This is a genomic window from Clostridium chromiireducens (assembly GCF_003575225.1).
Lineage (GTDB): Bacteria > Bacillota > Clostridia > Clostridiales > Clostridiaceae > Clostridium > Clostridium chromiireducens.
Genome location: NZ_QXDJ01000008.1, coordinates 1 through 15,413 on the forward strand (window position 1 = coordinate 1; position 15,413 = coordinate 15,413).

The following is a 15,413-nucleotide window of genomic DNA, read 5'->3' on the forward strand; positions in this document are numbered from 1 at the left end:
TCACTTAATCTCGTGATGATGGCATAGAGGTAACACTCCTTCCCATTCCGAACAGGAAAGTTAAGGTCTATAGCGCCGATGGTACTGCACGGGCGACTGTGTGGCAGAGTAGGACGTTGCGAGGTAATTGTAAAAGATAGTTGTAATAACTATCTTTTTTATTTTACGTGAAAACTTCCATTCCATATATGCTTATCAGTGGGATGACTGTGTACCAAGAGACCTTTTTATAAACGAAAATATAAATGTTTTTATTTGGAATTTGATTATGACCGCGCTGGGGACTTTGAACCCTTAAGATATGTGATACGAAGATTAAATATAACAAAGAAAATCATTAAATTTATATTTAAGTATAATAGTTATATCATAGTGAAAAAATACCTTTAAACTAATTAATAAATAAAGTGGAGGTATGTTATATGAAAATAGAAGGTTACTTTAGTGGTATTAAAGCTGCAAATGAAGCTGTTGATGCTTTAAAAAAAGTAGGTATACAAGATGCTGTAGCTGATATAAATGAGCATTACGTAGGAGGAAGTGATTCAAATATTTTAGAAGTCGGTAGAAATCCAATTAATATGTCTGATCTTGTGCTTACTAATGATGCCCATGATGCAGGTCCATTAGCCGCTGCTAGTCCAATGGTAAGTGGTATGGGTGGATTTGAAGAAATTGCAGATGTAAATTATAGGGTTATCGTAAATGCAGAAGAAAATGATGCAGAAAAGGCAAAACAGATTATTGCAAAAATTGGGGGAGATTTAAGGGAGCATAATTTTAAAATGCCCCAAGGACTAGAAAATGTATCACTAGACGATTTAATGAGCATTATGATCAATGATATAAATAGCAGTAGAAGCTGAGTATAGATTTATATTTATAAAATAAAGTAGGTTGTTGAATAATTAATTTTTTAATGTATAGAATTTATTGAAAAATTAATTATTCAACAACCTATTATATCTTCAAGAATGAAGTTATCTCATCAGACATTTCCTCCATTTCATCATGGGATTTATAAAATGTATAGATTTAAAATAATTAAGTACATATTAGTTTAGGAATATTGGTGTATATGATTTATATAACAGTATGAATAATATGTAGACAAAAGCATTATAGTATTAATATAATGAGTTAAATAAGATATAAGGAGGAAACATTATGTTAAATATAGGCTGCCATTTATCAGCTTCAAAAGGATTTGCAAATATGGGCAGAGAAGCAATTAAACTGGGAGGAAATACATTTCAATTTTTCACTCGCAATCCAAGGGGGAGCAAAGCTAAGGATATTGATGAAAAAGATGTACAAGAGTTTTTAAAACTTATACAAGAAAATAATTTTGCTACAATTTTGGCTCATGCTCCTTATACTTTAAATGCTTGTTCTGCGGATGAAAATACAAGAAATTTTACTATAGAAGTGATGAAAGATGATTTAGCGCGCATGGAATATATACCAAACAATTTTTATAACTTTCATCCAGGAAGTCATGTGAAGCAGGGTGTAGAAATGGGGATAGAATATATTTCAGGTATGCTAAACTCAGTGTTAACTGAAAATCAAACAACAACTGTATTGCTTGAGACAATGGCTGGTAAAGGAACGGAAGTAGGGCGTACTTTTGAGGAATTACAGGAAATAATAAAACGTGTAAAGCTATCAAATAAGGTTGGAATATGTCTTGATACTTGCCATGTTTACGATGCAGGCTATGATATTGTAAGTAATCTAGACAATGTGTTAGAACAGTTTGATAAAATAATAGGTTTAAATAAGTTATGCGCCATACATTTAAATGATAGTATGAATCCTTTTGAAAGCCATAAGGATAGACATCAAAAGATTGGAGAAGGTTCGATAGGATTAGATGCGATTATAAATATTATTAACCATCCAGCTCTACGTAAGCTGCCATTTTTTTTGGAAACACCAAATGAATTAGATGGTTATGCTAAAGAAATAAAATTATTAAAAGAGAATTATTTAGAGTAAAAATATATAAAGCATTGTTGATTGGAGAGAAAAATAAATATTTTAATTGCACATAATAAAATTAAAGTTTAATTACAATAAATTATACAATATTAAACTTATGGTATAATTATACTATTAAAATAATATACAAGGTTAAGGTGGAAAGAAAATGAGGAAAATAAAATATTTAAATTTAATATTATTAACGGTAGTAATGAGCTTACTTGTATTTGCTGGTTGCGGGAAGACTAGCAGCTCTAACAAGTCAGAGGCTAATAACACTTCTCAGAGCAGTGAAAAGAATAATTCAAGTTCATCAGAAGAAAATAAAAATTTGCCTATAGTAACAATAAATGTGGAGGGATATGGAGTTATAGAAGCAGAATTATATCCAGAAATAGCTCCGAATACAGTTAATAATTTTATAGACTTAGCAAATAAGAATTTCTATAATAATTTAAAGTTTCACAGGGTAATTAAAGGATTCATGATCCAAGGCGGTGACCCAAAAGGAAATGGTACTGGTGGTCCAGGTTATTCAATTGAAGGAGAATTTACATCAAATGGTTTTGCAAATAGTTTAAAGCATACAAAGGGTGTTCTTTCTATGGCAAGAACTCAAGATCCTAATAGCGCTGGAAGTCAATTCTTCATAATGTCAGGAGACGCTCAAAATCTTGATGGAGAATATGCTGCGTTTGGAAAGGTTATATCAGGACTAGACGTGGTTGACAAAATTCAGAATGTAGAAACTAATTCATCGGATGCACCAAAGAAAGATGTGGTTATCACATCGATATCTGTTGATACAAAAGGTGTGCAATATAACGAACCTAAGAAGAAGTAGTTAACTTCAAAAATATTAGAAATATAAAAATACTTGCATAAAGAGATTATTTTAAATTTACAGCTAAACAACTGAAAGGGAATATGTGTGTTTGATTCTTATAAATATTGAGCAAACACACATATTCCCTTTCTAAACATAGCTTAAGTATAAATGAAGAATTTTCATATTTCCACAGTTAGTCATTGATTCGCTTTAAGTTTTTCATAATACCTTTATACAGTTTTTTTGCATGCACAGTCATAAAAGTTTATTTTACAATTTATTTTATCAAGATTTTTTTGTAATTCTGCAATTTGGCTTATAACTTCCTCACGATGTTTTATGAATATTTCTCTACGAACATCAATAGTATTATCGCCTTTAAGACATAATTGAATATATTCTTTTATTTGTTTTATAGGCATACCTGTATTTTTAAGACAACAAATAAGCTCAAGCCATTCTAAATCCTTTTCCTTGAAATCTCTATTACCTGAATCACTGCGGTCAATAAATGGTAATATACCTTCTTTCTCATAATATCTAAGAGTATGTGGTGTTAAATGAGTTCTTTCGGCAACTTCGGCAATACTGTATCCCATAAAATATATCCTCCCTTAAGTTTTATCATAGATTTTATATCTTAGAGTATACTCTAAGAGTTGAGATTTGTAAAATCCTATAATTTAAGAAGAGCCCATTAAAATGAATTTTTCACCTTGTATCAAAAAAGTGTAATACTAAAATCATGAATAACGAAATAAGTGTTGCAATCACGAAATTACTTTTTTATTTTAGAGGAAACGTTCAAAAAATATGTTGACTTAGAGCTAACTCTAAGATGTAGAATATATATGTATAGCAATTTATTGTGTAAATTATCGTATTTTAGGAGGGATTGTTTTGTTATATAGAACACTTGGAAAGACTAATGAAAAGGTTTCTACTCTTGGATTTGGTTGTATGAGATTACCTATAATTGATGGAGATACAACTAAAATTCATGAAGAAAAAGCCACTGAAATGATTCGTCATGCAATTGATCAAGGGGTTAATTATATAGATACTGCATACCCTTATCATGGAACAGGAATGGGAAATGGAGGAGAAAGTGAGCCATTTGTAGGTAGAGCACTAAAAGATGGATATAGAGAGAAAGTTAATTTAGCAACAAAACTTCCTAGCTGGGCAATTAAGACTAGAGAAGATATGGACAAATATTTAAATGAACAATTAGAACGTCTACAAACAGACAAGATAGATTTTTATTTAGTGCATGCTTTGAATAAAGGTTCTTGGGAAAACCTAAAGAAGTTAGGAATAGATGAATTCTTAAATTCAGCAATTAAAGATGGAAGAATAAGATATGCAGGATTCTCATTCCATGACAAACTAGAAGTTTTTAAAGAAATAGTAGATTACTATGATTGGTCATTCTGTCAAATCCAATATAATTATTTAGATGAAGATTTCCAAGCAGGGACTGAAGGGTTAAAATATGCTGCAGATAGAGGTTTGGGAGTTGTTATAATGGAACCACTTAGAGGTGGAAAAATAGTTAGAGATCTTCCAGAAGTAGTTACTGATACATTTAATAAAGCTGAAATTAAGAGATCTCCAGCTGAGTGGGCACTAAGATGGGTATGGAATCATCCAGAGGTATCGGTAGTACTAAGTGGTATGAACATAATGGATAATGTTACTGAAAATATTAGAGTAGCAAGTGAAGCCTTACCAAATTCACTAACAGAAAAAGAATTAGAAATAATGGATAATGTTAAGAAGGCGTTTAAAGAAAGAATAAAAGTTAACTGTACAGCTTGCGAGTATTGTATGCCGTGTCCAGCAGGTGTAAACATTCCTAAGAATTTTGCAGTATATAATGAATATAACATATTTCTTACTCCGGCAACAGAAAAAGAACTTAAGGAAAGATATAATGGAGTGGCGCTATCAGAAAGAGCAGATAAATGTGTTGAATGTGGAAAATGTGAAGGACATTGTCCTCAAGCGATTAAAATCCGTCAGGAACTAAAAAATGTTACAGCATTATTTGCATAGAATGAAATAGGATAAATCTTATATATTAATATGGTAAAATTCTAAAGAATTTTACCATATATATTCTTAAACATATATATTCTAAAGAATATGTATTAATATAAGCAGGAGCAGTCATTAAACAAAGCGCTTTTGTGTACATAAAACTAAGAATATTAAATATAATTAAGAGAACCAGAAATATATGTTGTAAGGAGAATAACTATATGCATATACCTGATAATTATTTAAGCCCTTCAACCTGTGCTACTTTTGGAATTGCTATGTTACCAGTTTGGAGAAGAGCTAGTACAAAGGTAAAGTCAGAAATTACAAGGCAAAAGATGCCGCTGCTTGGAGTATCAGCAGCGTTTTCGTTTTTAATTATGATGTTTAATATACCTCTTCCTGGTGGGACTACAGGTCATGCTATTGGTGGTGCACTTGTTGCTATTTTGCTTGGGCCATACTCTGCTGTATTTGCTGTAACTATAGCTCTTGCAATTCAAGCATTGTTTTTTGGTGATGGAGGAATTTTAGCTTTTGGAGTAAATTGTTTTAATATGGCTTTTATAATGCCATTTACAGCATTTTATATATTTCAATTAACAAAAAAATTATTTAAGACTCAAAAAGGCGAATATATTGGAGCGTTTATAGGCGGTTATATTTCTGTTAATACAGCTGCTTTATTTGCGGCACTTGAGTTTGGTGTCCAACCTTTGCTTTTTAAGGATTTCTTAGGATTGCCACTATACAGTCCATATGGTCTAGCTATATCTATTCCTGCTATGATGCTGCCGCATTTGCTGATAGTTGGTTTTTTAGAAGGATTAATTACATTAGGAGCCTATAGCTATATCAAAAAGGCATCACCAGAATTAATATATGAAGGAAAATCAAATAAAGCCAAATCGTTATATATTACTATAGGAATTCTTATCTTAGCTACTCCGATAGGGTTATTAGCAAATGGAACTGCTTGGGGAGAATGGGGCTCGGAAGAAGTAAAGAATTTAGTAGGATTTGTGCCTGAAGGTATGGAAAAAGGAGTTCAATTTAATTCTCTAATTCCAGATTACAGTTTTGGATTTCTTAAAGAATATCTCGGATATATTTTATCAGCATTAATAGGAGTAACAATAATTTTAATTATTTTCAAAGTAATAAGCAAAATCAATTTGAAGAAAAATATTAAAGGAGATTAAATGATTCCAGAATGGCTTTCAGCAAAAGATAATTATGTTCCGAAGGAAGAAAAAAGTTTATATATTGAAAAAAGTATTTTTTCAATAATTAGGATAATCTCAATTATTAGACAAAGCAAAAATCAAGATAAAGTACTTTATCTAATAAATCCAACTTTAAAAGTTATAAGTACTATAATAATGATCTTATGTATATCTCTTTCAAGAAATCTTAGATACTTACTGATAGTAGATATATATGTTTTAGCAAATCTTTTTCTTATGGAAAAGAGATCTAGAAAAAGAATATTAATTAGAAGTATTATATTTCCTTTAATAACTCTAATAGCATTAATGCCATCTATGTTTTATGGAAATATATATAATAGTTTATTGCTTTTTCAAAAATTAATAATAACCATATTACTTATGAATATGTTATCCCATCATACTAAATGGAGTGAAATTAGTAAATCTTTAAAACTATTATTTATACCAGATATATTTATATGGATTATGGATATAACCATAAAATATATTGTTCTTCTTGGTGAATACTCTATTAACTTACTATATGCATTAAGACTTAGATCAATTGGTATAACTAATAACAAATATAATTCGCTAACTGGAATTATGGGGAACTTATTTATAAAGTCTTACAAAATGAGTGAAGAGATGTTCCATGCTATGGAATGTAGGGGCTTTGTGGGAGAATATACTTCAAAGATCAATCTTAGGTTTAAAAAAGCAGATTATGTTTATTTAGCTGTAAATATACTTTTGGTCATTTTGTTTATATTATAATTTCCTTTCAGATGTCTTACTAAACAAATTTAGGAGAAATATTAATGATAAGATTAGAGAATATTTCATTTACATACAAGAATAAAATAGCGCTTGATAATGTGAATGTCCATATAAAAGAAGGTGAATCTATAGCTATAATAGGACCAAATGGGAGTGGTAAATCAACTTTTTTAAAATTATTAAATGCTATTATTTTCTCAAGCCATGGAAAATATATATTTGATAAAATCGAGATAAACGAAGAAACATTAAAAGATACTAAGTGTTTAAAATTGTTTCATAAGAAGGTGGGTTTTGTATTCCAAAATTCTGACGCTCAGCTTTTTTGTTCAACTGTATTTGAAGAAATAGCATTTGGGCTTTTGCAAATGGGTTTACCAGAAGAAGAAATTAATAAGAGAGTAAGTGATTGTTTAAATCTGCTTAATATAGATAAATTAAAAGAAGAGCATCCTTACAATCTAAGTGGAGGAGAAAAAAAGAGAGTAGCAATTGCTAGCGTTTTAGCTATGAATCCAGAGGTGATAACTCTAGATGAGCCTATGAATGGTATAGATCCTAAGGGGAAAAGGTTTCTAAGAGAATTACTAATTGGTTTAAATAAAAGTGGTAAAACTATAATTTGTGCTACTCATGATTTTGAATATATTGAAGGCGTTTTTAATAGAGCTATTGTGTTTTCTGATGAACATAAAATAATAAGAGATGACGAGTATGAGAAGATCATAAAAGATGAAGAGTTTTTAAGAAAATACAACATTATATAGTTTAAGACAGTGATAATTAATTTATTTAGCCTATACCAATAAATTGAGGGAGTGAATTTAATGAAGATATTATATTATGATTGTTTTTGCGGCATAAGTGGAGATATGAACTTAGCAGCATTATTAGATTTAGGAGTGCCTAAGGAATATTTGCTGAAAGAAATTTCAAAACTTAATTTAGATTCTGAATATGAGATAAAGATTGAAAGTGCTGCAAAACTTGGGATAACGGGAACTAGAGTAGATGTTATATTAAAGAATAAGTTACATAATAATGAAAAAGGTGAACACAGTCATTCTCACAACCATGACCATTCTCATACACATGGCGAGAAAGGGCACGATCATGATCACTCTGATGATCATGACGGAAATGGCCACAATCATGAGAATAATCATTTAGACAATCATGGTCATAGCCATAGTCATGCGGATGAACATGAGCATCACCATAGAAATTTAAAAGATATAGAAAATATAATAAATTCTAGTGATTTAAATGATAATGTAAAAAAATTAAGTTTAGATATGTTTATGAGAGTAGCAGAAGCTGAAGCAAAAGTTCATGGAAAATCTTTATATGAAGTGCATTTTCATGAAGTAGGTGCTATTGACTCTATAGTTGATATGGTAGGTGCAGCTATTTGTTTGGATTATTTACAGATTGATAAAATTATTGCATCTCCAGTTCAAGTTGGAGGCGGTTTTGTTAAATGTGCTCATGGGCTTATGCCAGTTCCTGCACCAGCGACAGTTGAAATATTAAAGAATATTCCAATTAATACTGGAATAGTGCAATTTGAAACAACTACTCCTACAGGGGCAGCAATACTCGCAGCTAATGTTCAAGAGTTTACAACAAAAATAGATTTTTCAATAAATAAAATAGCATATGGAATTGGTCATAGAGATCTAGAGATTCCTAATGTTTTAAGAGTTTATCTAGGAGAAAAAGAAAGTTCAGAGAAAATAGAAGAGCAATATATATTAGAAACTAATATAGACGATATGAATCCAGAATTTTATGGTTATGTTGAAGAAAGACTTTTTGATGCGGGAGCGTTAGATGTTTTTAAAACACCTATATTTATGAAAAAGGGAAGACCAGGAATAAAGTTAAGTTTATTAATTGGCGAAGAAATCGAAAAAGAAGTTTTGGGTATAATTTTTGAGGAAACCACTTCTATAGGGGTAAGAAAATATAAAGTTGAGAAGATAATGCTTGATAGAGAATTTTCAAAGGTACAAACCCAATATGGGGAAGTTACCATTAAAAAATCTTTTTATAAAGGAAATTTAGTTAAATATAAACCGGAATATGAGGATTGTAAGAAGATTGCAAAAGAAAATAATGTAACTATGGAAAAGCTTTATAAAGAAATTTATAGTAAAACTTCAGATATTTATAATAAGTAGATTAGTAATGGAAAATATATGTGTGAGAGGCGGAAGAAGTAAATGATAAAGAGTGATAAATATAATGAGTTAGTAAAGTATCTTAAAAGATTAGGAAGAGTAGTCTTAGCATTTTCAGGAGGAGTAGACAGCACATTCTTGCTTAGAGTAGCAAAAGAGGCTTTGGGAAATGATGTAAAAGCGGTTACAATACTATCACCATATATTCCAAAATGGGAAATAGCAGAAGCTAAAGAATTAGTTAATGAATTAGGAGTACAGCATGAAATTATAGAAGCTCCAATTATTGATTCAATTAAATTTAACCCTGAAGATAGATGTTATCTTTGCAAGACAGCAGTATTTAGTATGATATTAACTGTTGCAAAAGAACAAGGATATGATTGTGTAATTGACGGAACTAACTTTGACGATATAAGTGATTATAGGCCAGGCCTTAAAGCATTAAAAGAATTAGAAGTAAAAAGCCCTCTTTTAGAGTGTAAGTTAACTAAGGCGGAAATACGAGAATTTTCTAAAGAATTAGGCCTTAATACCTGGGATAAGCCGCCATATGCTTGTCTTCTAACAAGAATACCTTATGGAAATGAATTAAAAGTTGAAGATTTTGAGAAAATTGAAAATGCAGAAAAATTTATGATGAGTATCGGTTTTAGAGCTGTTAGAGTAAGATGTCATGGGGAGCTAGCAAGAGTTGAGGTAAGCAGACAAGATAGAAGTAGGTTATTTAATGAAGAACTTTTAGACACTATTTCTGAAAAAATAAAAGAATGTGGATTTAAATATGTAACATTAGATCTACAAGGATATAGAGTAGGAAGTTTTAATGAAACTATAAATATTCAGAGTGATATTTAGACTTAGGTGACAACCCGGCGAAATAAGTAACATATTATCTTACTTATTTCTAGTGTATTGATTAACATATGTAAAAAATTATGATTGTTAATTCAAATATTAAGTAAAAGCATAGTTTGCATGTTTGTATCGAAAAATTAAAATTGACAGAATGTGATGACTACCAAGGTATATTTAAATGGCATAATAAATAGTGAACAAGAATCTTAGGAGGATTATAAGGCAAATGGATAAGGAAGAAATTAAAGGCTTATTAGAAAGTGTAAAAAATAATAAAGTAAATATAGAAGAAGCTCTAGAAAAATTGGAAGATTTACCTTTTAAAGATTTAGGTTTTGCTAAGATAGATAATCATAGAGAAATTAGAGTAGGTTATCCGGAAGTAATATATTGTGCAGGAAAAACAGTAGAGCAAGTTAAAGAAATCGTTAAGTTTATGCTAACAAAAAATAATAATATATTAGGAACTAGAGCTACTGAAGAAATGTATAATGCGGTGAAAGAAATATGTGAAGAAGCAGAATATAATAAACTTGGAAGAACCATAACAATTAAAAAGAAGGAACAATCTCCAACAGAAAGTTATATCGCAATTGTTGCAGCAGGAACTTCAGATTTACCAGTAGTGGAGGAAGCTTATGAGACTGCGAAGATTTTAGGTAACAAAGCTCTGAAGATAACAGATGTAGGTGTTGCAGGTATACACAGGCTTTTCTCAAGATTAGATGTTATAAGAGGAGCAAAAGTTGTTATAGTAATTGCAGGAATGGAAGGAGCTTTAGCTAGTGTTATAGGAGGATTAGTAGATAAACCTATAATAGCAGTTCCAACAAGTGTTGGATATGGAGCTAATTTTGGAGGAATTGCAGCTTTATTATCTATGTTAAATAGTTGTGCTAGTGGAGTGAGTGTAGTTAATATAGACAATGGATTTGGAGCAGCATATAATGCTAGCATAATTAATAAGCTTTAAATAAATAAAATTTTCAAAATCATAATTTTTATTAAATAATAACTTTACATAAGTAGAAAGTAAATAGGTTATTATTTTCAATTTAATAAAGTATAAAAAGCGTTTAAATGTACACCCTAATAATGAGGTGATACAAATGGATAATAATAAAAATAGAATAAAAGACAGGCCTAAATCTAATGCTGAACGTAGAAAAATAGACCCTAAGGGGAATGCAGATTTGGGGATTATTGACGGTAAAAAGATAGGTGCGCCGCCTCATAAAGAAAAGGATCACCTATAGAATAAGTAGGATATATCAAAATAATTATTATATTTAATTTGATATATCCTTTTATATTTTTACTCAATAAGTTTATGTAAAAAATAATTTTACATAAACTTATTTATGCTAAAATATTATGTAAAAGGAGAATATTAAAATGGAATTAGAGTTAGATGTATGTGAATTAGGGAAAGCCTTAAAAAAAATAGAAGAAAAATATAAGTTGGGTATATTAGTTAAGTTAATATTAAATGGAGGATGGATGACCATTAGAGGCACGGCTTCAATATTAAAGTATCCAGATGGTGAAAAAACAGACTGCGGTGGAAAAGGTGATAATATCATTGATATAAGAGTTGAGAACGAAGAAAGTCTAGAAGGAATAACAATAAAAATTACTGGGATTAAGAATAAGAAATTTAAGATAGATATCTCAAGTACCCGATATAAAGAGATAAATCCCAATAATCTAACTATTAATCAAATAAAAATAAATGAAAACGAAAGCAAATTAAGAATTGATGAAAATATCATTTTTACAATAGCTGCACCCATTGATGAAATAAGTAAGCTTATAGAGTGTTAAATAACCAAAGTATAAAAATATAAAAGATGTACATACTATTATTGAGAGTTAAGGCACACTCAAAAAAATAATCATAACATTTTGAACTTGTTATTTTCTTTTATGTGCCTAAAGGAATAGGAGTGTGATAAAGATGGACAATAGTATGAAAAGAAAACATACCAATAAGCATAAAACTTTAAATCATAATCCTCAAGCAGAAAGCGTAAAGGCAGTTTTTGGTGAACCAAAAGCTAAAGATTCTGAGTTTATTCCAAGAACTTTTGATTAGTAGGTATATAGTACCATTCAAAATAATTAAATAATAGTCAAAGGAATATTTAAGTTGAGAAACTTAAATATTCCTTTTTTTAAGTACAAATACAGCATTTATAAATTTATAATTTCGGTAAGTTATATGTCGTTTATCTAAGTATTTAAATATTTTTTAATAAAATAATGTAATAAGGGCTATAAAGTGAAAAAATTCTATAGTCATTATTTATCTTTTTATTTAATACAAATTAAAGAACAACTAATTAAAAAAAGTAGTCATAATGTCTTTGTTTAACTGAATATATTTTAGGTATAAAGGAGGAGGAGTGTTTATGAGTATGAACTTTAGAGAATTTATAGAAATAGATAGAGAAAAATATAACACCCAAAAGTTTGAAGGAAATTTTTTAGACTACTTAGAACTTGTAAGAGAGAATCCAGAAATGGTTAAACTTGCGCATAAGAGATTACATGAAATGATTATGAGTAAGGGAGTAGAAGAGTTAAAGGCTGAAGAGAATCCCAGAGTAAGAAAAATCTATGGAAATGATTTGATAAGAAGGTATGGCTTTTTTAAAGATGATTTTTTTGGAATTGATAAAGTTATAATGAAACTTGCTAGTTATTTTAAATCTGCAGCCATGAAAGGTGAAGAAGCAAGACAGGTTTTATATCTTGTTGGTCCAGTAGGGGCTGGTAAATCTTCAATAGTAGAGAGTTTGAAATCTGCTTTAGAAAGCTGTGAGTCAGTCTTTTCGTTGAAGGGCTGTCCTATGCATGAAGAACCACTTCATTTGATTCCAAAGCATTTAAGACCCAAATTTGAGGAAATGCTTGGGGTACAAATTGAAGGAGATCTATGTCCAGTTTGCAGATATAGACTTGTTCATGAACTTAAAGGAGTTTATGAGGATTTTCCAGTTGAAAGAACAGGATTTTCTATCAGATCAAGAAAAGGAATTGGAGTAGTACCTCCTGTTGATCCAAATAATCAGGATACATCAATTTTGACAGGATCAGTTGATATTTCTAAGATGGATTTGTATTCAGAAGATGATCCAAGAATTTTCTCTCTAAATGGAGCGTTTAATGTTGGTAACCGTGGACTTGTAGAATTTATAGAGGTATTTAAAAATGATGTTGAATATCTTCATACAATAATTACTGCAACTCAAGAAAAATCAGTACCATCTCCAGGTAAAGGGTCAATGATATACTTTGATGGAGTTATAGTTGCTCACTCAAATGAGGCAGAATGGAATAAATTTAAATCAGATCATACGAACGAAGCAATATTAGATAGAATTGTAAAAGTTGAAGTCCCTTATTGTTTAGAGTTGGATGAGGAAGTGAAAATTTATGAAAAAATAATAAAAAAGAGTAATTTTAAAGCTCATATAGCACCGCATACTATTAAGATAGCTGCAATGTTTGCAATACTTTCAAGATTAACACCTTCTGCTAAAGTAGATGGTATGACAAAACTTAAAATTTATAATGGAGAAGAAATTGTTGAAAAGGGAACAACTAAGAAAATTGATATTGGAGAACTTAGAGAAGAAGCGGGCCAATATGAAGGAATGAAAGGAATAAGTACAAGATTCATAATAAAGGCTATTGATAATGCTCTTTCTGAATCAGGTCAAGATTGTATAAATCCACTCAGCATAATGGAAAGCATAATTAAATCAGTAAAAGAACTTGATATTGCAGCTGATGATAAGAAGAAGTATTTAGGATTTATTCAAGACAATATTAGAAAAGAATATAATAAAATTCTTGAAAGAGAAATTACAAAAGCATTTATTCACTCTTTTAGAGAACAAGCTGAGAGTTTGTTTAACAATTATATAGATAATGCTGAAGCATATGTAAATAAGACTAAGATAAAAGATGGTTCAACAGGTGAAGAACTTAATCCAGATGAAGAATTTATGAGAAGTATAGAAGAACAAATAGGTGTTTATGCAGCATCTGCTAAAGGATTTAGATCTGATGTTACTTCATATATGTTCTATATAGTTAGAAATGGTGGAAGATTGGATTATATGTCTTATGAGCCTTTAAAAGAGGCCATAGAAAAGAAATTGACTGCTTCAGTTAAAGATTTATCAAGAATTATAACTAAATCAAAAGTTAGAGATAAGGACCAAGCTGAAAAATATGATTCTATGGTAGAAGAAATGAAAAGGAATGGATATTGTCTTCATTGTTGTGATGTGATTCTAAAATATGCAGCTAATAATTTATGGAGGGATTAAAGTAAATTATGGCCATATTTAGAGATTACACTAAAAATCAAATTGATCACGACAGATCCATAGAAGATAGAAGAAGACATAGGCAACTTGTAGAGAAATCGATAAAAGAAAATTTAGGCGATATATTATCTGAAGAAAGTATAGTAGGAGAGAGCAAAAATAAAAAGTTTAAAATACCTATTAAGGGTATTAAAGAATATCAATTTGTTTATGGAAAGAATTCTAAGGGAGTAGCTAGTGGCGTTGGAAATGAAAAAAGAGGAGAAAAAATTGGCAATGGAAGTAAGAAGATAGCCAAAGGGAATCAAGGCGCAGGAAATGAAGAGGGTGATGATGTTTATGAAACAGAAATTACTCTTGAAGAGTTGATGGATTATATTTCTGAAGAGCTAAATTTGCCTAATTTAGATCAAAAGAAATATTCGGAGATAGTTACCGAAACTACTGGTAAAAAGAGAGGATATCAAACTCATGGAATAAATCCGCGACTTGCAAAAAAGAAAACAGTTATGTCTAAGATTGCAAGAAAACAAGGGAAGAAAAGAGCATTAAAAGAATTGGAAAGTGAAGAGGAGTTAGAGAGGTTCCCATTTAGAGAAGAAGATTTAAGGTATTATAGAGTTAAATTAAAACCGAGGAAAGATAGTAATGCGGTAATGCTATTTATTATGGATGCCTCTGGTTCAATGGATATAACAAAGAAGTATTTAGCTCGTTCCTACTTTTTTGTATTAGCTACTTTTCTGAAAAGAAAATACAATAATATATCCTTTGAATTCATATACCATACTACTGTCGCAAAGAGGGTGGATGAATATGAATTTTTCCATAAATCCGAATCAGGTGGTACGTATATATCAAGTGGTATTAACGAAGCTTTAAAGGTAATTGAAGAAAAGTATCCTCCAGCTGCATGGAATATATACAGTATATATGCAAGTGATGGGGATAACTGGTCTGAAGATAACGAGAGAGCTGTTGCTGCAGTTAAAAACATATGTGAAGTTAGTAACATGTTTGGATATGCAGAACTTTTACCGTCCACATATACAACTACAATGTATCACAAGTTCAGGAAAGAGATTACAAATGAGAAGTTTGTTCCTGTAATTATAAAGGAAAAGAAAGATTTATGGGAAGCACTTAAGATTATGCTTAGGAAGGAGTTAAAGGAGGAATAAGA

At 30.2% G+C, this 15,413-nt stretch carries 16 protein-coding genes and 1 rRNA gene; 16 read left to right on the forward strand and 1 reads right to left on the reverse strand.

Features of this window, described 5'->3' with window-relative positions; genetic code table 11:
* Window positions 1–8: 8 nt before the first annotated feature.
* The 4 genes from rrf (at window position 9) to D2A34_RS23350 (ending at window position 2,830) form a co-directional block, all read left to right on the forward strand.
* Window positions 9–125, forward strand: a 5S ribosomal RNA gene (gene rrf, locus D2A34_RS23335).
* Window positions 126–422: 297 nt separating this feature from the next.
* On the forward strand, window positions 423–866 hold the full coding sequence (locus D2A34_RS23340; RefSeq protein ID WP_119368087.1) for a hypothetical protein: 444 nt from the start codon (window positions 423–425) through the stop codon (window positions 864–866).
* A 301-nt stretch (window positions 867–1,167) separates the two neighbouring features.
* Window positions 1,168–2,001, forward strand: a complete 834-nt coding sequence (locus D2A34_RS23345) for a deoxyribonuclease IV (protein WP_119368088.1) — start codon at window positions 1,168–1,170, stop codon at window positions 1,999–2,001.
* 151 nt (window positions 2,002–2,152) lie between these two features.
* Window positions 2,153–2,830, forward strand: coding sequence for a peptidylprolyl isomerase (locus tag D2A34_RS23350; protein WP_119368089.1), 678 nt, complete (start codon window positions 2,153–2,155; stop codon window positions 2,828–2,830).
* Between the two features lie 215 nt (window positions 2,831–3,045).
* On the opposite strand, the gene D2A34_RS23355 is transcribed toward D2A34_RS23350, so the two are convergent.
* Window positions 3,046–3,414, reverse strand: coding sequence for a MerR family transcriptional regulator (locus tag D2A34_RS23355; RefSeq protein ID WP_079442392.1), 369 nt, complete (start codon window positions 3,412–3,414; stop codon window positions 3,046–3,048).
* Between the two features lie 301 nt (window positions 3,415–3,715).
* On the opposite strand from D2A34_RS23355, the gene D2A34_RS23360 reads away from it, so the two are divergent.
* The 12 genes from D2A34_RS23360 (at window position 3,716) to yhbH (ending at window position 15,411) form a co-directional block, all read left to right on the forward strand.
* Complete coding sequence (locus D2A34_RS23360) at window positions 3,716–4,873, forward strand: aldo/keto reductase (RefSeq protein WP_079442393.1); 1,158 nt, start codon at window positions 3,716–3,718, stop codon at window positions 4,871–4,873.
* A gap of 206 nt (window positions 4,874–5,079) precedes the next feature.
* Window positions 5,080–6,060, forward strand: coding sequence for a cobalt transporter CbiM (cbiM, locus tag D2A34_RS23365; RefSeq protein WP_119368090.1), 981 nt, complete (start codon window positions 5,080–5,082; stop codon window positions 6,058–6,060).
* Window positions 6,061–6,846 (forward strand): energy-coupling factor transporter transmembrane component T, encoded by a 786-nt coding sequence (locus D2A34_RS23370; protein ID WP_119368091.1) that lies wholly within the window; start codon window positions 6,061–6,063, stop codon window positions 6,844–6,846. It begins immediately after the preceding gene.
* A 44-nt stretch (window positions 6,847–6,890) separates the two neighbouring features.
* Complete coding sequence (locus D2A34_RS23375) at window positions 6,891–7,616, forward strand: energy-coupling factor ABC transporter ATP-binding protein (protein ID WP_079439991.1); 726 nt, start codon at window positions 6,891–6,893, stop codon at window positions 7,614–7,616.
* Between the two features lie 60 nt (window positions 7,617–7,676).
* A complete protein-coding gene (gene larC / locus D2A34_RS23380; protein WP_079439990.1) occupies window positions 7,677–9,032 on the forward strand; it encodes a nickel pincer cofactor biosynthesis protein LarC in 1,356 nt (451 codons plus the stop codon).
* Between the two features lie 42 nt (window positions 9,033–9,074).
* Entirely contained in the window at window positions 9,075–9,890 is an 816-nt protein-coding gene (larE, locus tag D2A34_RS23385; RefSeq protein ID WP_119368092.1) for an ATP-dependent sacrificial sulfur transferase LarE, read from the forward strand.
* Window positions 9,891–10,116: 226 nt separating this feature from the next.
* Window positions 10,117–10,863, forward strand: coding sequence for a nickel pincer cofactor biosynthesis protein LarB (gene larB / locus D2A34_RS23390; protein ID WP_079439988.1), 747 nt, complete (start codon window positions 10,117–10,119; stop codon window positions 10,861–10,863).
* Between the two features lie 136 nt (window positions 10,864–10,999).
* Window positions 11,000–11,146: a hypothetical protein gene (locus D2A34_RS26930; RefSeq protein WP_008418263.1), complete on the forward strand. Its 147-nt coding sequence runs from the start codon at window positions 11,000–11,002 to the stop codon at window positions 11,144–11,146.
* Between the two features lie 139 nt (window positions 11,147–11,285).
* The gene (locus D2A34_RS23395; RefSeq protein WP_079439987.1) at window positions 11,286–11,714 is read left to right on the forward strand and encodes a UDP-N-acetylglucosamine pyrophosphorylase; all 429 of its coding nucleotides are present in this window, start codon (window positions 11,286–11,288) and stop codon (window positions 11,712–11,714) included.
* Window positions 11,715–11,847: 133 nt separating this feature from the next.
* The gene (locus D2A34_RS26935; protein WP_008418260.1) at window positions 11,848–11,985 is read left to right on the forward strand and encodes a CPC_1213 family protein; all 138 of its coding nucleotides are present in this window, start codon (window positions 11,848–11,850) and stop codon (window positions 11,983–11,985) included.
* A gap of 322 nt (window positions 11,986–12,307) precedes the next feature.
* On the forward strand, window positions 12,308–14,230 hold the full coding sequence (locus tag D2A34_RS23400; RefSeq protein WP_119368173.1) for a PrkA family serine protein kinase: 1,923 nt from the start codon (window positions 12,308–12,310) through the stop codon (window positions 14,228–14,230).
* Between the two features lie 8 nt (window positions 14,231–14,238).
* Window positions 14,239–15,411: a sporulation protein YhbH gene (gene yhbH, locus D2A34_RS23405; RefSeq protein ID WP_079439986.1), complete on the forward strand. Its 1,173-nt coding sequence runs from the start codon at window positions 14,239–14,241 to the stop codon at window positions 15,409–15,411.
* Window positions 15,412–15,413: the final 2 nt, after the last annotated feature.